This window comes from Methylobacterium oryzisoli, from assembly GCF_046557895.1.
Taxonomy (GTDB): domain Bacteria; phylum Pseudomonadota; class Alphaproteobacteria; order Rhizobiales; family Beijerinckiaceae; genus Methylobacterium; species Methylobacterium oryzisoli.
In genome coordinates, this window is the sequence record NZ_JBKIBX010000013.1 from 137,531 (window position 1) to 156,993 (window position 19,463).

Below are 19,463 nucleotides of genomic sequence, written 5' to 3' on the forward strand. Positions count from 1 at the left end.
GAATGATGCTTAGAGCGAGAGCGTATCCGTGACCTCTGACACGACCAGCCTGCGCCCGAGCCGCCCCCGCCCCTACCGGTACGGGCAGGCGCGCACCATCGAGGGCCTGCCCTCCGCCCTGCCCGACGCGGCCCGCGCCTATCTCGACGTGCTGCCGGCCGGCCGCATCGTCGGCTTCCCGCTGGCGCCTCTCGACCGCACCGGCGTGCCGTGCTGGTTCGTGTCCCTGTTTCTGGACGATCCCTACTACGTCGGCGCGATGCCGAGCGGCATCGGCTACGGCGCCACCGACGACGAGGCGATCATCGGCTCGATCGCCGAGATCGCCGAGAATCTGATGCCGAGCGTCGCGCTGATCCCGCGCCGGAAGGAGCGCGGCAGCTACCACGACCTCGTGCGGGTCTTCGGCGCCGCGTCGGTCGCCGACCCGCTCACCCTCGGCCTGCCGGCGGGCAGCCCGGTGGACCGCGACACCGTGCTCGAATGGACCGAGGTGGTGCGCGCCAGGACCGGCGAGACGGTCCTGATGCCCCTCGACATCGCGGCGACGGACTATTTCGAACTCTCGGACGACTACGTCCCGTTCACGAACCTCATCACCAACGGCCTGGGGGCCGGGCCGGACGTGGCTTTCGCGCTCGGCCACGGCGTGCTCGAACTGCTGCAGCGCGACGGCAACGGCCTGCTCTTCCGGGCGCTCGATCAGGGCGTGATGCTCGACCTCGACGGCATCGGCGAGGAGAACCGCGCCATGCTGGAGCGGCTCGACGCCCTCGGCATCCGGGCCATGCCGAAATTCGCCACCGACCAGTTCGGCCTCACCAACGTCTACTGCGTCGGCTACGACCACGATCCCGCCCGCGCGCCGGCCCCGATCGCGCTCTCGGCCTGCGGCGAGGCCTGCGACCCCGACCGCGAGCGGGCGCTGCGCAAGGCGCTGCTCGAATTCCAGGCCGCGCGGGTGCGCAAGACCTTCGGGCACGGGCCGCTGGACCTCGCGCGCGGCATCACCCCGCCGGGCTACGTCGATGCCTTCATCGAGACCGCGCTGCCGAGCCTCGACAAGGAGGAGAGCCGCGCACTCGCCGCCATGCTGCATTGGATCGACAAGCCGGCCGAGACCCTGCGCGGCTTCCTCGCCAACACGGTCTTCTCGGAGCGCGCCACCAAGCTTTTCCATGACCTGCCGACCACGCCGGCCGCGGACGGGCAGACGCGCGGGCGCATCGCCCGCGAGCGCCTGGAGGCCGCGGGCTTCGACGTGCTCTACCTCGACGCCTCGCCCCCGGGCGGCGGCGTCGGCATCGTCAAGGCTTTCGTGCCGGGGCTCGAAGTCGAGACCATGAGCTACTACCGCATCGGCGAGCGCAACGCGCGCAAGCTCATCGAGCGCGACCACCCGCTGATCCGCTTCGGGCAGGAGAGCGAGACCCTACGCCCGGTGCGCCTGACGCCGGAGGCGCTGGAGCGCTTCGGCGGCCAGCCGCTCTTCGACGTCGGCTTGGCCGACCGGATCGTCGGACCCCTCTACCCCCTTTATCGGGAGCCGGAATCGCACCACGCGCCCTTTCGGCTGGAGCACCGCGGGAGGGCCGCGTGAGCCTGCGCTTCGCCTACAACACCAACGGGGCGGCCAATCACCGCCTCGACGACGCGCTCGCGCTGATCGCGGAGGCCGGCTACGACGGCGTGGCGCTGACCCTCGACATCCACCACCTCGATCCCTTCGCGCCGGACTGGGCGCATGAGGCCGAGCGGGTGCGCGGGCGGCTCTTCGCCCTCGGCCTCGGCTCGGTGATCGAAACCGGGGCGCGCTTCCTGCTCGATCCGCGCGCCAAGCACGAGCCGACCCTCGTCACGGCCGACGCCGAGGGCCGTGCGCGCCGGGTCGCCTTCCTGCAGCGCGCCGTGGACATCGCGCAGATCCTCGGGTCGGAGGCGGTGTCGTTCTGGGCGGGCGTGCCCAAGCCCGGCGTCGACGCGGCAGCGGCGCGGGACTGGCTGCGCGAGGGGCTGGAGCAGGTCGTGGCCTATGCGGCCGAGCGCGGCGTGGTGCCGGCGCTGGAGCCCGAGCCCGGCATGCTGATCGAGACCCTGGACGATTACGCGGCGCTGGGCCTCGACGGACTCTCGCTCGCCCTCGACACCGGCCATTGCCTCGTCACCGGCGAGCGCGATCCGGCCGCGGCCGTGCGCGAGTTCGCGCCCCGGCTCGGCACGGTGGCGATCGAGGACATGGCCCGCGGCGTCCACGTCCACCTGCCCTTCGGCGAGGGCGACATGGACCTGCCGGGCGTGCTCGACGCCCTCGACGCGATCGGCTTCCAGAAACTCGTCTGCGTCGAACTCTCCCGCGAGAGCCACCGGGCGGACCGGATGATCCCGGACGCCCTGGCCTTCCTCCGCCATTGCCGGGCCGGTGCGCCATGAGGATCTGCTTCGTCAGCCGGCGCTACTTCCCGGCGATCTCCGGGATGAGCGTCTACGCGCAGAACCTGCTGCGCGAACTCGTGCGCGCCGGACACGACGTGACGATGGTGAGCCAGTACCGCGGCGATGCCTTCGGCACCCGCGTGTACGGCGGCGGGCCGCCGCCCCCCGTGCCGGGCGTGCGGGTGATCGGCCTGGAGCAGGTCGGCGAGCAGGAGGGCGGCGACTTCGAGCGCGACATCGAGACCATGGTCGCCACCATCACGGCCGAGCACCGGGCCAAGCCCTTCGACGTGCTGCACGCGCAGTACGGCTATCCCACCGGCTGGGCGACGCTGCTCGCCTCGCAGGCGCTCGGCGTGCCGAACGTGGTCTCGATCCAGGGCGGCGACGGCCACTGGGTCGGCTCCTGCTGCGAGACGCACCGCCTCGCGATGGTGCGGGTGCTGGCGCACGCCAACGCGCTGCTGATCGGCGGGCGCTCGTTCGTGCAGGAGGTCTGCGACCGGCTGGGCGCGGATCCCGCCCGCTTCACGATCGTGCCGGGGGCGGTCGACACCGAGCGGTTCCGCCCGCCCCCGGGCTGGCGGCCGGGCGACGCGGGCGAGCCGGTGCGCCTGTTCTACCACGGTCGGGTCGACCGCCGGAAAGGCGTGCTCGACTTCATCGACGCCCTCGCCCTGCTGCGGTCCCGCGGCACGCCCTTCGCGGCGGTGATCTCCGGCATCGGCCCCGACGTGGACCCGGCCCGCGCCCGCGCCGCCGAGCTCGGCTTCTCCGAGCGCGACCTGCGCTTCACCGGCTATGCCGATTACGACGCGGTGCCGGCCCTGTACGGGCTCGGCGACGTCTTCGTCTCGCCGACCTACGCGGAGGGTTTTTCCAACACCATCCTGGAGGCGATGGCGGCCGGGCTCGCGGTGGTCTCGACGCACTCGGTCGGGGTCTCGGACTGCCTGCGCGACGGGGAGAACGGCCTTCTGGTCCAGCCCGGCGACGTGCCGGCGCTCGCCGAGGCGCTGGACCGGGTGATCGCGGACCGGGCGCTGCGCGGGCGGCTCGCCGCCTCGGCCCTGGAAGAATGCCGCAGGGTCTATTCCTGGACCGCGGTCGGCCGGCAGATCATGGAGGTCTACGCCGCCGTGCGGGATCGCGCGCCCGATCCCGTCGACCCGGTGCTGCCGCGCGATCCCGCTTGCCGCTTCCGGGCCGAGCCGCACCTGCTCTGATGCCGGCCGCGCTTGCCCTCTCGCCCCACCTCGACGACGCCGCCTTCTCGTGCGGCGGCACGCTGGCGCGGCTCGCGCGCCGGGGCTGGGACGTCACCGTGGCGACGCTTTTCACCGCGAGCGTGCCCGACCCGCAGGGCTTCGCCCTCGCCTGCCAGCTCGACAAGGGGCTGGGGCCGGAGGTCGACTACATGGCCCTGCGCCGGGCGGAGGACGCGGCGGCCTGCGCGCATCTCGGCGCCCGGCCGCGGCACATCGCCTTGGCGGAAGCGCCCCACCGCGGCTACGGCTCCGCCCCCGCCCTGTTCGCGGACCTGCGCCCGGACGACCGCGTGCGCGCCGACCTCGCGGTGCAGCTGCGCGATCTCCTGGCCGCCCACGCGCCGGATCTCGTGCTGGCGCCGCAAGGGGTGGGCGGACACGTGGACCATGTCCAGCTGGTGCTGGCTCTGCGCGAGGCCGCGCCCGCGGCGCCGGTCCTGTGGTGGCGCGACTTTCCCTACACGGTGCGTCACGCCGACCCGAAGGAGCCGTTTCGCGCCGCGTTCGCGGCGCTGCCCGAGGTCACGGTGCGGCTGGAGCCCCAGGACGACGCGGCCAAGCAGGCCGCCTGCGCGGCCTATGCGAGCCAGATCGGCTTCCAGTTCGGCGGCGCGGCCGGCCTCGACGCCCGCCTGGCCGCCGAGGAGAGCCGCGAGCGCTTCCGGCAGGAGGGGGAGATCCCGTTCGATCTCTGAAGCACGATCGACCCGCAAGGCACGGAGAATCCCTCTCCCGTGTGGGCTTGCGGATTCACACGTCGGGTCGTGCACGGTCTCCTCTCCCCGCGTGCGGGGAGAGGGTCTGGGGATCGGAACGATCCCACCCCCCCTTGTCGGGGGCGAGACGAGGCGGCAGCCGACGGTGAGGGGGCGGTTCTGGGTGCGCTCTGTCCCGAGACGCCCCCTCACCGTCGCCCTTCGGGCTCGCTGCTTGCACGACAAGGTGCAAGCAGCCCTCTCCCCGCGTGCGGGGAGAGGAGATCCCGCGCCTCATTCAGCGATGTGTGAATAGGATAGTCTACTCGGGAGAGGAGATCCCGCGATATCCGTGAGTGACTACACCGGCCGGGGCAGCTTGCAGCTGTCGAGGGCGTCGAGTGCCTTGGCGCGGGCGGAATCGTTGAAGTAGCCGGTGGTGCGGTAGGCCTCGATCTCGGACGCGTCGAGGGTGCGCAGGGTCGCCTTGGCGTAGCAGCCGCACGGGCGCTCCAGGCTGGACTCGGCGGCGTTCTGGAGCCGGGCCTGGACGATCGCGCAGGCGCGCCGCACGCGGCCTTCCAGCTCGGACTTGGGGGCCGTGCGCAGGGCCGGGTCGGGCTGGTAGGCCTCGAACTGCGAGGAGGCTCCGCCGGCGAGCGTGGCGGTGGCGCCGAGGGCCATCAGGCCGGCGGCGAGGACGATGCGGAGGCGCATGGGAGGTCGGTCCGGTGTTCGATAAGCTTGACCGTTGGACTCCGATCCACCCGCCCGCGCAAGGACCGGCCGGCCACACCGCGGCGAAAATGCCTAGCCCGCGACGCCCTCGCGGTCAGTGGCGCAGGCGCTCGATCGCCACGTGGTTGTCGTGGAAGGCCGCGCCGCCGAACGGGGCCGGCGCGTCGGCGCCCGTGAGCGTGTTGATGCCGCGCCCGTCCGGGTAGGCGTCGTTCGGCCAGATCGATTCCGCGATCAGCACGCCGCGGCGCAGGCCCGGAAACAGCGTCGCCCGCAGGGTGACGGCGCCGCGCTGGTTCACGAGGCGCACCCACTCCCCCTCCCCTATCCCGTGCGCGGCCGCGTCGTCGGGATGGATCATCACGGTGGGATAGCGCTCCTTGGCGAGCGAGGTCGGGGTCTCGGTGAAGCTCGAATTGAGGAAGTTGCGTGCCGGGCTGGTGGCGAGGCGGAACGGATGCTCCGGCGTCGCCGCGGCGAGCGGCGCCTCCCAGTGGTCGGGGAGCGGCGGCAGGGTCGCGACCGGGCCGCGCGGACCGTCATGGGCGATCGGCACGCTGCCCCAGTCCGGGCTGAACCGGAAGCGGCCGTCCGGGTAGCCGAACCCGTCGAGGTAATGCGCCTGCGCGAAGGGCGGCTGCGCATCGAGCACCTCGGCGGCCTCCAGCTCGGCCAGCGTGCCGCGGCCGGATTCCCGCAGCGTCGCGTCGATGATCGCGCGGGGGCTCATCGCGAAACCCAGATGCGCGGCCCCGAGGCGGGCGGCCAGCCCCGTCAGCACGTCGTGGTTCGACCGGCACGCGCCGGGCGGGTCGACGCGCTTGAGGCCGAGCTGGATGTGCTGGTGCCCGCCGCTGGTGTAGAGGTCGTCGTGCTCCAGGAACATGGTGGCGGGCAGCACGACGTCGGCCATGCGGGCCGTCTCGGTCATGAACTGCTCGTGCACGCAGACGAACAGGTCCTCGCGGGCGAAGCCCCGCTTCACCAGCTCCTGCTCGGGCGCCACCGACACCGGGTTGGTGTTCTGGATCAGCAGGGCGGTGACGGGCGGGCCGCCCCGCAGCGCCTCCGCGTCGCCCATGAGCACCCGGCCGATCTGCGACTGGTCGAGCACCCGCACGCCGGGCCGGCGCGCGTCGAGCCCCTCGATCAGGCGCTTGTCGAGGCCGTAGATGCCGCTGTTGGAGTGGAAGGCCCCGCCGCCGCGATGGCGCCACGCCCCCGTCACCGCCGGGATGCAGAGCGCCGCGTGCATGTTCACCGCGCCGTTGCGGCTGCGCGAGAAACCGTAGCCGAGCCGGAAGAAGGTGTTCTTGGTGGTGCCGACGAGGCGCGCGAAGGTCTCGATCTCCTCGACCGAGAGGCCCGTGATGGCGGCGGCCCAGGCCGGGTCGCGGGTCGCCAGGTGCGCTTCGAGCGCGTCCGGACAGTCGGTGTAGCGGGCGAGGTAGTCGCGGTCGGCGTGCCCATCGCGAAACAGCACGTGCATCACCGCGCAGGCGAGCGCGCCGTCGGTGCCGGGGCGGACCAGCAGGGCGAGATCGGCCTGCTTCATGGTCGGGTTGTCGTAGATGTCCACCGCGACGATGCGGGCGCCCCGGGCCTTCCGGGCCGCGAGCGCGTGGGTCATCAGGTTGACCTGGGTGTGCACCGGGTTGGTGCCCCAGATCACCACGCAGTCGCTCTCGGCCATCTCGCGCGGGTCAGTGCCCGCCAGCCGCCCGGTGCCGGCGACGAAGCCCGACCACGCCAGCGTGGTGCAGATGGTGGAGTGCTGGCCGGAATAGCCCATGGCGTGGCGCAGCCGGTTGATGCCGTCGCGCATCACCAGCCCCATCGTGCCCGCGTAGTAGTAGGGCCAGACCGCCTCCGGTCCGTGCGCGGCCGCGGCGCTCCGGAAGGCCTCGGCCGTGCGGTCGAGGGCCTCGTCCCAGGAGATCGGCGCGAAGAGTCCCGAGCCTTTCGGCCCGGTGCGGATCAGGGGCTTCGTCAGGCGGTCGGGATGGTGGATGCGCTCGGCGTAGCGCGCGACCTTCGCGCAGACCACGCCCGCCGTGTAGCTGTGGCGGGCGGAGCCCCGCACCCGCCCGATCGTTCCGCCGTCGATCACCTCGACGTCGAGGGCGCAGACCGAGGGGCAGTCGTGCGGGCAGGTGGAGCTGTGCCGCTCGATCCGTGGCTGTGCCGTCACCCGCCCACCCCTCGTCGTCAGACTCTTGGTCGTCAGACTCTTGCCCTGCCGATCGGCGGGAGTTTAGCCGACGATCTCGGAATCGTTGAAGAACTGCGCGATCTCGATCTTGGCGTTCTCGGCCGAGTCCGAGCCGTGCACCGAGTTCTCGCCGACCGACTTGGCGAAGCGCTTGCGGATGGTGCCCTCCGCGGCCTGGGCCGGGTTGGTGGCGCCCATCACCTCGCGGTACTTCGCCACCGCGTTCTCGCCCTCCAGCACCTGCACCACCACAGGGCCGGAGGTCATGAAGGAGACGAGCTCGCCGTAGAACGGGCGCTCGGCGTGCACCTCGTAAAATTTCTTCGCCTGGGCGTCCGACATGCGCATGCGGCGCTGGGCGACGATGCGCAGGCCCGCCTCCTCGATCACCGCGTTGATCGCGCCGGTGAGGTTCCGCTCGGTCGCGTCGGGCTTGAGGATGGAGAAGGTGCGCTCGATGGCCATCGTGAGGTCCGTCAGGAAAAAGCGTGGCGGACCGGCAGGATGCCGGCCGCGGCGCCGGGCTTATAGCCGGCCCCCCGATCGCCCTCAACCCGCGCGCCTGCTGCGACCGCGCCGCAACGTGGTCGAAAAATCGCCCGAATGGCAGCGTTTTTGGGCGCCACCGCGGCCTTTCGGCCACGCCCGGTGCCCTCCGTCATGTCCCCGGGGCCGGGCCATCCGCCATCCGATCCGCCGGCCGCCTCCGGGCGCGGGCGGGTTCCTCAGGGAGTTCCGCGCATGCGTTTCGTCTCGATCCCGGCCGTCACCGCGATCCTCCTGGCCGGCAGCGCCCAGGCCGCCACCGACCCGTCCGGCACGTGGCTCACCGGCGACGGCCGGGCGAAGGTCAAGATCGAGCGCTGCGGCCCGGGCAGCGCCAACGTGTGCGGCACGGTGGTGTGGGTGAAGACCCCTCTCAACGACCAGGGCCAGCCCCGCACCGACATCAAGAATCCCGACCCGAAGAAGCGGTCCCGCCCGGTGATCGGCATGCCGCTGATGGACAACCTCAAGCCCGACGAGGACGGGTTCAAGGGCCAGATCTACAACGCCGACGAGGGCAAGCTCTACGACGTGACGCTCGCGCGCGAGAGCGCCAGCGAGCTCTCGGTGTCGGGCTGCCTGCTGCGCATCCTGTGCGGCTCGCAGACCTGGACCAAGGCCCCCGACGAGGTGGCCCAGGCCGCCGCGCCGAAAGCCAAGCCGGCCGCGGCGAAGCCCGCGCAGCCGGCCGAGAAGGCGGCCGAGAAGGCGGCGCAGCCGTAAGGCTCAGGCGGAGGCCGCCACCTCCTCCGGCTCGGGCCGGAGCTTGAAGCCCCGCAGCACCGCGGGGCGCGCCTTCACGGCCTCGATCCAGCGGCGGACATTCGGGAAATCCGCGATGTCCTGCCCCTGCCGCTCCCAGAGCTTGGCCCAGGTGACGACCGCGATGTCGGCGATCGTGTAGTCGTCGCCCGCCACGTAGGCGTGCCGGCCGAGCTGCGCGTCGAGCACCCCGTAGAGTCGGGTCGCCTCGGCCGTACAGCGCTCGATGGCGTAGGGAATCTTTTCGGGCGCGTAGATCCGGTAATGGTGGACTTGGCCCAGCACGGGCCCGAAATTCGCCGCCTGCCAGAAGAGCCAGATGTCGACCGCGATCCGGGCGCGCTCCTCCGCCGGGTAGAACAGCCCGCTCTTGCGGGCGAGGTACTGCAGGATCGCGTTCGACTCGAACAGCGCGACCGCCTCACCCCCGGGACCGGCCGGATCGACGATGGCCGGGATCTTGCCGTTCGGCGAGACCGCCAGGAAGCCGGGCTCGCGCTGGGCGCCCTTGCCGATGTTGATCGGGATCATGCGGTAGGGCAGCCCGCACTCCTCCAGCATGATCGAGATCTTCCAGCCGTTCGGCGTCGTCCAGTAGTAGAGGTCGATCGGCGGTGTGGTGACGGCCGACATGCGGACGGTCCCTCGAAGGCGTGGATCGGGCCTGGCCCGCGGCGCCCGCGACGCCGCGATCAGGACATGAAACGACGGGGCGGCCCGGAAGGCTGCGGCGAAAATGTAACGGAACGGAGTTTTTCACACGCCGCCCTGCAACCAGGGCAGGAATCGGCTTGCCCCAACGGCAGCCTGTGGCAGCAATGACGCTGCGTCAACGATCCGCCGACAGCGGCGACCTTCGAGGATCACAGGCATGCCGATCCGTCTCCTTCTCGCGGCCATCCTCCTCTGCGCCCCCGCGCCGCTCCTCGCCCAGTCGTCCGAGCCGACCGCCAAAGGCATGGCCGCGCGCGAACGGCAGAAGAAGTGCGGCGCCGAGTGGCGCGCCCTCTCGGCGGGCGAGAAGGCCGCCCAGGGGCCCAAGTGGCCCCAATATTACAGCAAGTGCGTCAAGCGCATGAAGGAGATCAAGGCCTGATGTCACGCCCGGCAGCCTTCCCGCAAGTTGAAGAGCCTGCCGGGCGGGGTCCTGATTTCGCCGCAATGCCTGCCATGAATCTGCGCGTGCTACGGTGAAGCTGTCGAAGGCCTGGCCCTCACGCCGTCCAGGGCGTGGCGGTGCGTCGGTTCGCGGCCGAGGCGCCCGGGAGTGCGTGAACGGCAACAGGTTCGGTGCGTGGCAGACGCCACACGGTGAAAGCCGAGCTTGTCAGTCGCGCCGGCTGCCGGCAATCTCAGCTGAGCCGTAAGCTTGGCCGATCCGTGCCGACGCGTCGGCTCGTCGAGCCGCAGGACATGGGACGTCCGGAATCATGATCATGGACAGCAGGAACGCCGAGGATCGCGCGATGGACGGCATCGCTCCGCGCGGGCGTCAGGCGCAGCCTCTCAGCCGCCGGTCTTTTCTGGTCGGCTCGGCCGTCGGCCTGGGTGCGCTGGGGCTCGGCGGCTGCAAGACATCCGACGGCATGCTGACGGCCGACGCGGCGAAGCTCTACGGGCCGGTGCCCCAAGAGAAATTCCCGATCCCGGCGGTCGACGTCAGCAAGGTCGACCCGAAGTATTATCGCCGGACCGTGAGCTACGCCTCCAAGGAAGCGCCCGGCACGATCGTGGTCGATCCCGGCCAGTTCTACGTCTACCGCATCGAGGGCGACGGGACGGCCACCCGTTACGGCGCCAATGTCGGCCGCGACGGGTTTCGGTGGAGCGGTGACGCGTATGTCGGACGCAAGTCCGAGTGGGCGACGTGGACGCCGCCGAAGGAGATGATCAAGCGTCAGCCCGAAGCCGCCAAGTACGCCCGCGGCATGCCGGGCGGCCTCGACAACCCGCTGGGCGCCCGCACCCTTCATCTCTACCAGAACGGCGCCTACACGCTCTACACGATCTACGCCAGCAGCGACCCCGAATCGATCGGCTCGGGCATCACGAGCGGCTGCGTCGGCCTGCTCTCTCAGGACATGATCCACCTTTACGCCCGGACGCCGGTCAAGACGAAGGTGATCGTCCTGCCCGCCTAAGCATCATTCCGCCGGCCGAATCGGCCGGTGCCGCCTGATCGGCCGGTGCCGCCTGATCGGCCGGTGCCGCCTGATCGGCCGGTGCCGCCTGATCGGCCGGTGCCGAAGTGGTCACCGGTTCGGCGGCGGAAACGATGCAATATCAAAAGCCGAAGCAGAATTGCCCGGGGCAATTCTGCTTCGGAAGGCTCAGAGCGCCTTGCGGAAGCCCTCGTGGCTGCGCGCATAGCCGTGCCGCTCGTAGAAGCGGTGCGCGTCCGTGCGGCGCTTGTTCGAGGTGAGCTGCAGCGCGGTGGCGCCGCGCGCCCGCGCGAGGCGCTCCGCCTCCGCGATCATCCGCGCGCCGAGGCCGCGCGAGCGCCGATCCGCCCGCACCTGCACGCTCTCCAGCACGGCCTTGCGCGCGCCGCGGTCGGTCAGCTTGTGCAGCATCTGGAGCTGGAACGTGCCGACCACGACGCCCTCCTCGACCGCGACGTAGAGGTCGGTGTCGGGGCTTCCCGCGATCGCCGCGAAGGCCGCCTCGTAGGCGGGACAGGTCTCCGGCGTCCAGGCATCGCCGTGGCCGCCGAGCGCGTCCGCCTCGTGCAGGCGCACCACGGCTTCGAGGTCCCCTTCCGTCGCGACGCGGATCTCCATTCCTCACTCCTCCCGGTTTCGCGCCGCGCCAGAGGCGACGATTCGGCCCGCAACCGCAACCGTGCGGGCCGGCCGCGATTGTCCGTGGAGGCGGCAGGCCGGAGCAGCGCGGCATGGACAGGGAACGGCGCCTTCTTCAGCGGGTGGTCGCGATGGCGGCCCTCGTCCCGGTGGCCGCCGGACTCTACGGCGTCCTGTTCGGCCCGGCCGGCATCAGCGGCGACCGCGTCAGCGTGTCGGGCGACAGCCACTTCCGCTACCTCTCCGGCCTGCTCCTCGGCATCGGCATCCTCTTCTGGGCGACGGTGCCGGCCATCGAGCAGAAGACGACGCTCTTCCGCTTCCTCACCCTGGTAGTGATGCTGGGCGGCCTCGGGCGCCTCGTCGGCCTCTGGCTCACCGGCGTGCCCTCCCTCACCATGCTGGCGGCGCTCGGAATCGAACTCGGCGTGACCCCGCTCCTCTGCCTCTGGCAGACGCGCATCGCCAACGCCCGCGATCGGATGCCCCACGGCGCCTGAGCGACGCCGGCTGCCGCGCCGCGATCGACCGGGCGCGGAGTGTCAGTTGACCCGCGTCCAGACCTGCCGCTTGCAGATCAACCCGCCGAGCACGCAGCCGGCGAGTTCGAGCGCGTTCGGCCCCTTCATGGCGAGCTTGCCCGAATAGGTCCGGCCATCGCGAAAATTGTAGAGGCTGCCCTCCCAGCCCTCGCCGTTCGGGCGCATGTCGGTGGAGAGCGGGACGCCGACCATGCTGCGGGTGCGCAGGGCCGGGTCGGGGTTGTTCACGTCGCGGTTCTCGCCCGCCAGGATCTTCACCACCGTGCCGCAATAGGCTTCGCCGCACTTGGCGATGCGCACATGCGCGTCGCCGGCCGCGGTCTGCCACGTGCCGGCAGGCTGCAGCGCCGGCTGCGCCAGAGCGCCGAGGACGGGCAGCATCAGGGTCATGGCGGCCAGCAGGATGCGGTGCACGGGTGGCGTCTCCTCTCAGGTGATCAGGGCGTGTTCTAGCTAGGCTCGCGTCGAAGTGCCAACGCGAACCTGCCGAGAGGTCTGGGGGTGTCGGAGGGGGCGGAACTCGGGGCCCGGGCTCCGCCGTCACGAGGATCCCGTCAGGCGACGAGGTCCGGGAACGGGACGATGGTCGATTTGACGGTGCGCATCGCCATCGCGTCGGCCACCGCCGCGCTGAGGCCTTCCTGCGTGAAGGGGTAGACGGTCTGCATGTCGAGCCAGGGGTATTTGTCGCGCGCCCGGTAGAGCATGTCGACGCCGAGCGGCAGGTCGTTGCCGGTGAAGGCCCAGGAGCCGAGCACGTTCAGGTCCTTGGCGCAGATCCGGTGCCACGAGGTCTCGATCGAGCCGGCATCGGTGAACTGACCCATCTCCACGTAGGTGCCGCCGTCGCGCAGGAACTCGATCCCCTCCGGTCCCGCCGAGGGGTGGCCCGAGCAATCCATCACGAGGTCGGCCCCGAAGCCGCCAACGATCTCCCGCACCCGGGCGATGCGCTCCTGCGGCGTGCGCAGCTCCGTGATGTCCACCGTGGCTTCGGCCCCGAACCGGCGCGCCAGCGCGAGCCGCGGCTCCTCGGGCGCGCCGACGCAGATGACGCGGCCCGCGCCCATCTCCTGCGCGGCCGCCACCGCCAGGATGCCGATCGGCCCCGAGCCCTGGATCACCACCGTGTCGCCCCACTTGAAGCCGCCCGCCCGCGTCGCGCGGTTGAACGCGCGGATGCAGGAGGTCAGCGGCTCCGACAGGGCGCCGAGCCGCAGGTTCATGTCGTCCGGCAGCTTGTACACCTTGGTGCCGGGCAGCATCTCGAGGTCGACGTAGACGTACTCGGCCCACCCGCCCCACAGGTGCGGCGCCTTATCGAAGCCGAGGTAGCGGCCGTAATAGACCGGCGTCAGGCACTTGTTGGCCTGCTCCGGGTAGTGGACGCAGTAGTAGCAATGCCCGCAGGGCATCAGCGGCGGGATCATCACCTTGGAGCCGACGCCGAGCGGTTTTTCCATGAAGTCCGCCGTGAACTCGTCGCCCTTCTCGACGATCACGCCGCCGATCTCGTGACCGAGCGTGAACGGCCACGGCAGGGGCTTGGGCCAATGCCCCTTGAGGATGTGCTGGTCGGTGCCGCAGACGCCGCACGCGCCGATCTTGATCAGCGCGGCCCGGCGCGGCACCGACGGCCACGGCACGGTGCGGATCTCCGGCGCGGCGCCCGGGCCGGCGAAGGTCGCGACCCGGATGTCGGGCTTGCCCATGACTTGTCCTCCCTGTCTGCCGGGGGACGGGTCGAGCCATCCCCGGACCCGAACCCTAGCAGCCGATCCGCCCGCGCGTCGCCCGAATTTCGTCCTTGACGCGCCGGGAGCGCAGGATCAGGCTTCGGGTGCCTCGGCCACAGCGACGCGCCGGGGTGCACCCGAGGAGGGAGGCATGACGCCACCGACGAGGCGTGCCGCGACGATCGCCCCGGCTCTCGTCCGGACCGGGGGGTAGCGGCGTCCACCGCGGACGACAGGGTGGAAGCGGCGTCCGGGGCCAGAGGCCACTCGGCCCGAGTGCGCCTCACCTGCCAGAGATGCCCCACCTCGGCCGCTTCTGCTTTGCTTCAGAACTCTATTCCGCCCTCTTTCCCGGATGACGGGAAAGAGTGTCGTACGCCTCAGATGTCCAGCCCGGTCTCGTCCGCGAAGGCCGCCCGCTCGGTGATGAAGGCGAAGCGCGCCTCGGGCTTGTTGCCCATCAGGCGCTCCACCGTCTCGCCGGTGATCTCGCGGGTCTCTTCCAGCACCGCCACGCGCAGGAGCGTGCGCTTCTGCGGGTCCATCGTGGTCTCCTTGAGCTGGTTCGGCATCATCTCGCCGAGGCCCTTGAAGCGCCCGATCTCCACCTTGCCGTTCTTGAACACGCTCTTCATGAGCTGGTCCTTGTGGCGGTCGTCGCGCGCGTAGGCGCTCTTGGAGCCCTGCGTCAGCCGGTAGAGGGGCGGCACCGCGAGGTAGAGATGACCGCGCTCGATCAGCCGCGGCATCTGCCGGTAGAAGAAGGTGATCAGCAGCGAGGCGATGTGGGCGCCGTCGACGTCCGCATCCGTCATGATGATGACCTTCTCGTAGCGAAGGTCGTCATCGCGGTAATGCGTGCCCGTGCCGCAACCGAGCGCCTGCGTCAGGTCCGAGAGCAGCTGGTTCGCCCCGAGCTTGTCGCGGCTGGCCGAGGCCACGTTGAGGATTTTGCCGCGTAGCGGCAGCACCGCCTGCGTGGCGCGGTCGCGCGCCTGCTTGGCCGACCCGCCCGCCGAATCGCCCTCGACGATGAAGATCTCGGAGCCGGCCGCCCCGGCCTTCGAGCAGTCGGCGAGCTTGCCCGGCAGGCGCAGCTTGCGGGTCGCGGTCTTGCGCGCGACCTCCTTCTCCTGGCGGCGGCGCAGCCGCTCCTCCGCCCGGTCCACCACCCAGTCGAGGAGCTTGTTGGCCTGCGCCGGCGAGCCCGCGAGCCAGTGGTCGAAGGCGTCGCGCACGGCCGCCTCGACGATGCGCGAGGCCTCCAGCGTCGCGAGCTTGTCCTTGGTCTGGCCCTGGAATTCCGGCTCGCGGATGAACACCGACAGCATGGCGGCGCAGGTCGCCATCACGTCGTCGGTGGTCACCGCCTGCATGCGCTTGACCTGCCCGACGCGCTCGGCGTGGTCGCGCAGGCCCCGCAGCAGCGCGATGCGCAAGCCGCTCTCGTGCGTGCCGCCCTCGGGCGTCGGCACGGTGTTGCAGTAGGAGGAGGAAAAACCGTCGTCGTTGGCGAACCACGCCACCGCCCATTCGAGCGAGCCGTGGCTGCCGGGCTTCGTCACCTTGCCGGTGAACAGCGCGTCCGTGACGAGGTCCCGGCCGTCGATCTCGCGCGCGAGATAGTCCTTCAGGCCGGCCGGGAACCGGTGCACCGCCTCGGCCGGGACGTTGTCCACGCCCTCCAGGAGCGCGGGCGCGCAGCGCCAGCGGATCTCGACGCCGCCGAACAGGTAGGCCTTGGAGCGCGCCATCTTGAACAGGCGGCGCGGCTCGAAGGTCAGCGAGCCGAAGATCTGCGGGTCGGGGTGGAACCGCACCCGCGTGCCGCGCCGGTTCTGCACGCGGCCGACCTCCTCCAGGCCGCCCTGGGGCAGGCCGCGCGAGAAGGTCTGGCGGTAGAGGGTCTGGCTGCGGGCGACCTCGACCTCCAGGATGTCGGAGAGCGCGTTCACCACCGACACGCCGACCCCGTGCAGGCCGCCCGAAGTCTCGTAGACCTTCGAGTCGAACTTGCCGCCCGCGTGCAGCGTGGTCATGATCACTTCGAGGGCCGACTTGCCCGGGAATTTGGGGTGCGGATCGACCGGGATGCCCCGGCCGTTGTCCGTCACCGTGAGGAGGCCGCCCTCCTCCAGCTCCACCTCGATGAAGCTGGCATGGCCCGCCACCGCCTCATCCATCGCGTTGTCGATCACCTCGGCGAAGAGGTGGTGCAGCGCCTTCTCGTCGGTGCCGCCGATATACATGCCGGGCCGGCGCCGCACCGGCTCCAAGCCCTCCAGCACCTCGATGGTCGAGGCGTCGTAGCCGGCCTCGGCCGGCGCGGCCGGCGTGGCCGGGGCCACCGCCACGGGCTTGGGACGCTCGGGTCTCGGGGTCACAGGCCTGGGGGTCCTTGGCCCGGCGATGGGGTCGACGGGCGCCGCCTTGGCGCCCGGACCGAACAGATCTCGTGCGGCGTCGCTCACGCGGCGGCCTCGCGATGGGGGGACGGCTCTGGCAGCATTCGCACTCATCCTCTCCCTATACCGGAACAAACCGGAAACAGAAAGGGTCCATCGCAGGACCCGGCCGTGGCGGAGCGGCGCGGTCCGCCGCGGGCGGGCTGCCGGGCCTCAAGGTGGTAAACGAGTTACGTTAAGATTGCTTCACCCTGAATAGCCCCGCGGGAACAAGGCTTCCGTCAACGCGTTACAGCCACGCTGGTCGATGCCGGCACTGAGCGCCCGAGGAGGCCCGAGACCGATGAAAGCCGCCACCCGTCACGCCCGCCACCATGCCCTCGCGCGGGCCGAGCGCGCCGCCGGCGAGGCTTTCGGCTGCTTCGACGACGCCGTGGGCCTCACCCGCAACGTCAACCGCTTCACCGCCACGGCCACCGGCTCGGCGGTGGTGGCGGCGCTCGCCGCCACGCTCGCCTTCGCGTTCTAAGCAGACTTGCGTTGGCAGGCCAACGCTTCGTCCGCTTAGGCTCTTGTTTTGCCGCAGGTTTTCATCGCAAAACCGGCGGCCACTTTTGCGAAACCTGCTTAGCGCCTCACTCCCCGGCGCTTGCCGCCTTCTTGGCGGCGGCCTTCTTGGGAGCAGCCTTCCGCGCCGGCTTCGCCGCGCCATCCGCGCTCCGGGTGCGCCCCCTCGCCGCGCCCTTCTTCTTGCCCCCTCCCCCGGCCTCGCGCCGGGCCGCGATCAGCCGCAGCGCCTCGTCGAGGGTCAGCGCGTCCCGGTCCGCGCCCTTCGGCAGGGTGGCGTTGACGTCGCCGTCCGTCACGTAGGGGCCGTAGCGGCCGGCCTTCACGGTGACGGTGCGCCCCTCTGGATCGGTTCCGAGCGCCCGGCCGGGATCGGTCGCGGGCCGTCCGCCCCCCTGCTCCTTGGCGACGATCAGATCGATCGCCCGGTTGGCGCCGATCTCCAGGAGGTCGTCGTCCTTGCCCAGGTTGGCGTAGGTCTTCCCGTGCTGCACGTAGGGGCCGAAGCGGCCGAGATTGGCCAGGATCGGCTCGCCCGATTCCGGGTGCCGGGCCACCTCGCGCGGCAGCGCGAGCAGCTTCAGCGCCGTCTCCAGCGTCACGTCGCCGGGAGCGAGGCCCTTGGGCAGCGAGGAGCGCTTGGGTTTTTCCGCCCCCTTCTCGGTCGAGGCCTCGCCGAGCTGCACGAAGGGGCCGAAGCGCCCGTCGCGCAGGGTCACCGGCTGGCCGGTCGCCGGATCCTCGCCGAGCACCCGCACGCCGGGCTGGCCGCCCTCGGCCGAGCTGCCCTCGCCGTCGCCCTCGATGCCGGTGGCGGAGAGCTGACGGGTGTACTTGCACTCGGGATAGTTCGAGCAGCCGATGAAGGCCCCGAACTTGCCGAGCTTCAGCGACAGCTGGCCGCCGCCGCAATTCGGGCAGGCGCGGGGGTTCGCGCCGTCCGCCTTGGCCGGGAAGATGTGCGGGCCGAGGAGCTGGTTCAGCGCCTCCAGCACCTCGGCGGTGCGCAGTTCCTTGGTGCCGGCGATCGCCGCCGAGAAATCGCGCCAGAAGTCGCGCAGCACCGCGCGCCAGTCGATCTCGGCGTTCGAGATTCGGTCGAGCTGCTCTTCGAGGTCGGCCGTGAAATCGTACTCGACGTAGCGCCGGAAGAAGCTCTCCAAGAAGCCGGTGACGAGGCGGCCCTTGTCCTCCGGCACGAGGCGCTTCTTGTCGATGCGCACGTATTCGCGGTCGCGCAGCACCTGCAGCACGGCGGCGTAGGTGGAGGGCCGGCCGATGCCGAGCTCCTCCATGCGCTTGACGAGGCTGGCCTCGGAGTAGCGCGGCGGCGGCTCGGTGAAGTGCTGGGTCGCGGCGATGCGCTCGCGCCGCAGGGGATCGCCCGCCTGCATCGGCGGCAGCCGCCGGGATTCCTCGTCCTCCTCGTCGTCCTTGCCCTCTTGATAGAGCGTGAGGAAGCCGTCGAACTTGACCACTTGGCCCGTGGCCCGCAGGTCGAGGCGACGCGGCCCGACCATGGCGTGGATGTCGACGGTGGTGCGCTCCAGCTCCGCCGATTCCATCTGGCTCGCGATGGTGCGGGTCCAGATCAGCTCGTAGAGCTTGGCCTGCTCGGGTTCGAGGTAGCGCGCGACGGCCTTGGGCAGCCGGCCGAGATCGGTCGGGCGCACGGCCTCGTGGGCCTCCTGGGCGTTCTTGGCCTTGGTGCTGTAGCTGCGCGGGGCGGGCGGCACGTAATCGGCGCCGAACTCGGTCCCGATGACCTGGCGCGCGTCGCGGATGGCCTCGGGCGCCATGTCGACGCCGTCGGTGCGCATGTAGGTGATGAGGCCGACCGTCTCCCCGCCGATCTCGACGCCCTCGTAGAGGCGCTGGGCGATGCGCATGGTCTGGGCCGGAGCCAACCCGAGCTTGCGCGACGCCTCCTGCTGCAGGGTCGAGGTGGTGAAGGGTGGCTGCGGGTGGCGCTTGGCGGGCTTGGCCTCGACGCTCGCGACCGAGAAGGTCGCCAGTTCGAGGTCGCGCCGGAAGGCTTCCGCCTCGTCGGCGGTGCCGACGTCGAGGCGCTGGATGCGCTTGCCGTCCGCGCCCACGAGCCGGGCCTCGAACACGGCATTCCTGGCGGTTGCCAGGGTTGCGACGAGCGACCAGTACTCGCGCGGCCGGAACGACTCGATCTCGGCCTCGCGGTCGCAGACGAGGCGCAGGGCCACCGACTGGACGCGGCCCGCCGAGCGGGCGCCCGGCAGCTTGCGCCACAGCACGGGCGAGAGGTTGAAGCCCACGAGGTAGTCGAGCGCCCGGCGCGCCAGGTAGGCGTCGACCAGGGCCTGGTCGATCTGCCGCGGCTGAGCCATCGCGGTCTGCACCGCGTCCTTGGTGATGGCGTTGAAGGTCACGCGCTCGACCGGCACGCCCTTGAGCACGCGCTTGGCCTGCAGCGCCTCCAGGACGTGCCAGGAGATCGCCTCGCCCTCGCGGTCGGGGTCGGTGGCGAGGATCAGCTTGTCGGCGCCCTTGACCGCCTTGGCGATCTCCGAGACCCGCTTGGCGCCCCGGTCTTCCAGCTCCCAGAGCATGAGGAAGTCCTGCTCCGGGTCGACCGAGCCGTCCTTGGCGGGCAGGTCGCGGACATGCCCGAAGGACGCCAGGACCTCGTAGTCGCGACCGAGATACTTGTTGATCGTCTTGGCCTTGGCCGGCGACTCGACGACGACGACTTTCATGAACGGCTTGCCTCTTCCCAAGCAGACCG

Annotated in this window: 18 protein-coding genes; 9 read left to right on the plus strand and 9 right to left on the minus strand. The window is 71.1% G+C overall.

Annotated features, from left to right (window positions below):
• The first annotated feature begins 28 nt into the window (after window positions 1-28).
• Genes ACKUB9_RS15055 through ACKUB9_RS15070 form a run of 4 tightly spaced genes read left to right on the plus strand, consistent with a single transcriptional unit; the run spans window position 29 to window position 4,396 of the window.
• Window positions 29-1,600, plus strand: coding sequence for a YcaO-like family protein (locus ACKUB9_RS15055; protein ID WP_407524368.1), 1,572 nt, complete (start codon window positions 29-31; stop codon window positions 1,598-1,600).
• The gene (locus ACKUB9_RS15060) at window positions 1,597-2,430 is read left to right on the plus strand and encodes a sugar phosphate isomerase/epimerase family protein (RefSeq protein ID WP_407524370.1); all 834 of its coding nucleotides are present in this window, start codon (window positions 1,597-1,599) and stop codon (window positions 2,428-2,430) included. The genes ACKUB9_RS15055 and ACKUB9_RS15060 overlap by 4 nt, the downstream gene beginning before the upstream one ends.
• A complete protein-coding gene (locus ACKUB9_RS15065) occupies window positions 2,427-3,659 on the plus strand; it encodes a glycosyltransferase family 4 protein (RefSeq protein ID WP_407524372.1) in 1,233 nt (410 codons plus the stop codon). The genes ACKUB9_RS15060 and ACKUB9_RS15065 overlap by 4 nt, the downstream gene beginning before the upstream one ends.
• Window positions 3,659-4,396: a PIG-L deacetylase family protein gene (locus ACKUB9_RS15070; protein WP_407524374.1), complete on the plus strand. Its 738-nt coding sequence runs from the start codon at window positions 3,659-3,661 to the stop codon at window positions 4,394-4,396. The genes ACKUB9_RS15065 and ACKUB9_RS15070 overlap by 1 nt, the downstream gene beginning before the upstream one ends.
• 360 nt (window positions 4,397-4,756) lie before the next feature.
• Here the strand turns inward: ACKUB9_RS15070 and ACKUB9_RS15075 are convergent, their stop codons facing one another.
• The 3 genes from ACKUB9_RS15075 to ndk all read right to left on the minus strand — a co-directional run bounded on the left by ACKUB9_RS15075 (window position 4,757) and on the right by ndk (window position 7,811).
• Entirely contained in the window at window positions 4,757-5,113 is a 357-nt protein-coding gene (locus ACKUB9_RS15075) for a hypothetical protein (protein ID WP_407524376.1), read from the minus strand.
• Between the two features lie 115 nt (window positions 5,114-5,228).
• Complete coding sequence (locus ACKUB9_RS15080) at window positions 5,229-7,325, minus strand: molybdopterin oxidoreductase family protein (RefSeq protein WP_407524378.1); 2,097 nt, start codon at window positions 7,323-7,325, stop codon at window positions 5,229-5,231.
• A gap of 63 nt (window positions 7,326-7,388) precedes the next feature.
• Window positions 7,389-7,811: a nucleoside-diphosphate kinase gene (gene ndk, locus ACKUB9_RS15085; protein ID WP_407524380.1), complete on the minus strand. Its 423-nt coding sequence runs from the start codon at window positions 7,809-7,811 to the stop codon at window positions 7,389-7,391.
• Window positions 7,812-8,087: 276 nt separating this feature from the next.
• Between ndk and ACKUB9_RS15090 the strand changes: the two genes are divergently transcribed.
• Window positions 8,088-8,615, plus strand: a complete 528-nt coding sequence (locus tag ACKUB9_RS15090) for a DUF2147 domain-containing protein (RefSeq protein ID WP_407524382.1) — start codon at window positions 8,088-8,090, stop codon at window positions 8,613-8,615.
• A gap of 3 nt (window positions 8,616-8,618) precedes the next feature.
• On the opposite strand, the gene ACKUB9_RS15095 is transcribed toward ACKUB9_RS15090, so the two are convergent.
• Window positions 8,619-9,287, minus strand: a complete 669-nt coding sequence (locus ACKUB9_RS15095) for a glutathione S-transferase N-terminal domain-containing protein (RefSeq protein WP_407524384.1) — start codon at window positions 9,285-9,287, stop codon at window positions 8,619-8,621.
• Window positions 9,288-9,525: 238 nt separating this feature from the next.
• Between ACKUB9_RS15095 and ACKUB9_RS15100 the strand changes: the two genes are divergently transcribed.
• Window positions 9,526-9,750, plus strand: a complete 225-nt coding sequence (locus ACKUB9_RS15100; protein WP_407524386.1) for a hypothetical protein — start codon at window positions 9,526-9,528, stop codon at window positions 9,748-9,750.
• A gap of 334 nt (window positions 9,751-10,084) precedes the next feature.
• Window positions 10,085-10,795, plus strand: a complete 711-nt coding sequence (locus ACKUB9_RS15105) for a L,D-transpeptidase (protein WP_407524388.1) — start codon at window positions 10,085-10,087, stop codon at window positions 10,793-10,795.
• A 189-nt stretch (window positions 10,796-10,984) separates the two neighbouring features.
• On the opposite strand, the gene ACKUB9_RS15110 is transcribed toward ACKUB9_RS15105, so the two are convergent.
• On the minus strand, window positions 10,985-11,434 hold the full coding sequence (locus ACKUB9_RS15110; RefSeq protein ID WP_407524390.1) for a GNAT family N-acetyltransferase: 450 nt from the start codon (window positions 11,432-11,434) through the stop codon (window positions 10,985-10,987).
• A gap of 113 nt (window positions 11,435-11,547) precedes the next feature.
• Between ACKUB9_RS15110 and ACKUB9_RS15115 the strand changes: the two genes are divergently transcribed.
• Complete coding sequence (locus ACKUB9_RS15115) at window positions 11,548-11,955, plus strand: DUF4345 domain-containing protein (protein ID WP_407524392.1); 408 nt, start codon at window positions 11,548-11,550, stop codon at window positions 11,953-11,955.
• Window positions 11,956-11,997: 42 nt separating this feature from the next.
• On the opposite strand, the gene ACKUB9_RS15120 is transcribed toward ACKUB9_RS15115, so the two are convergent.
• The 3 genes from ACKUB9_RS15120 to parE all read right to left on the minus strand — a co-directional run bounded on the left by ACKUB9_RS15120 (window position 11,998) and on the right by parE (window position 16,204).
• Complete coding sequence (locus ACKUB9_RS15120; RefSeq protein WP_407524433.1) at window positions 11,998-12,387, minus strand: DUF2147 domain-containing protein; 390 nt, start codon at window positions 12,385-12,387, stop codon at window positions 11,998-12,000.
• A gap of 164 nt (window positions 12,388-12,551) precedes the next feature.
• The gene (locus tag ACKUB9_RS15125) at window positions 12,552-13,709 is read right to left on the minus strand and encodes a zinc-binding dehydrogenase (protein ID WP_407524394.1); all 1,158 of its coding nucleotides are present in this window, start codon (window positions 13,707-13,709) and stop codon (window positions 12,552-12,554) included.
• Window positions 13,710-14,113: 404 nt separating this feature from the next.
• The gene (gene parE / locus ACKUB9_RS15130) at window positions 14,114-16,204 is read right to left on the minus strand and encodes a DNA topoisomerase IV subunit B (protein ID WP_407524396.1); all 2,091 of its coding nucleotides are present in this window, start codon (window positions 16,202-16,204) and stop codon (window positions 14,114-14,116) included.
• Window positions 16,205-16,481: 277 nt separating this feature from the next.
• Between parE and ACKUB9_RS15135 the strand changes: the two genes are divergently transcribed.
• Complete coding sequence (locus ACKUB9_RS15135; RefSeq protein WP_407524398.1) at window positions 16,482-16,667, plus strand: hypothetical protein; 186 nt, start codon at window positions 16,482-16,484, stop codon at window positions 16,665-16,667.
• A 106-nt stretch (window positions 16,668-16,773) separates the two neighbouring features.
• Here the strand turns inward: ACKUB9_RS15135 and topA are convergent, their stop codons facing one another.
• Window positions 16,774-19,434 (minus strand): type I DNA topoisomerase, encoded by a 2,661-nt coding sequence (topA, locus tag ACKUB9_RS15140; protein ID WP_407524400.1) that lies wholly within the window; start codon window positions 19,432-19,434, stop codon window positions 16,774-16,776.
• Between the last annotated feature and the right edge of the window lie 29 nt (window positions 19,435-19,463).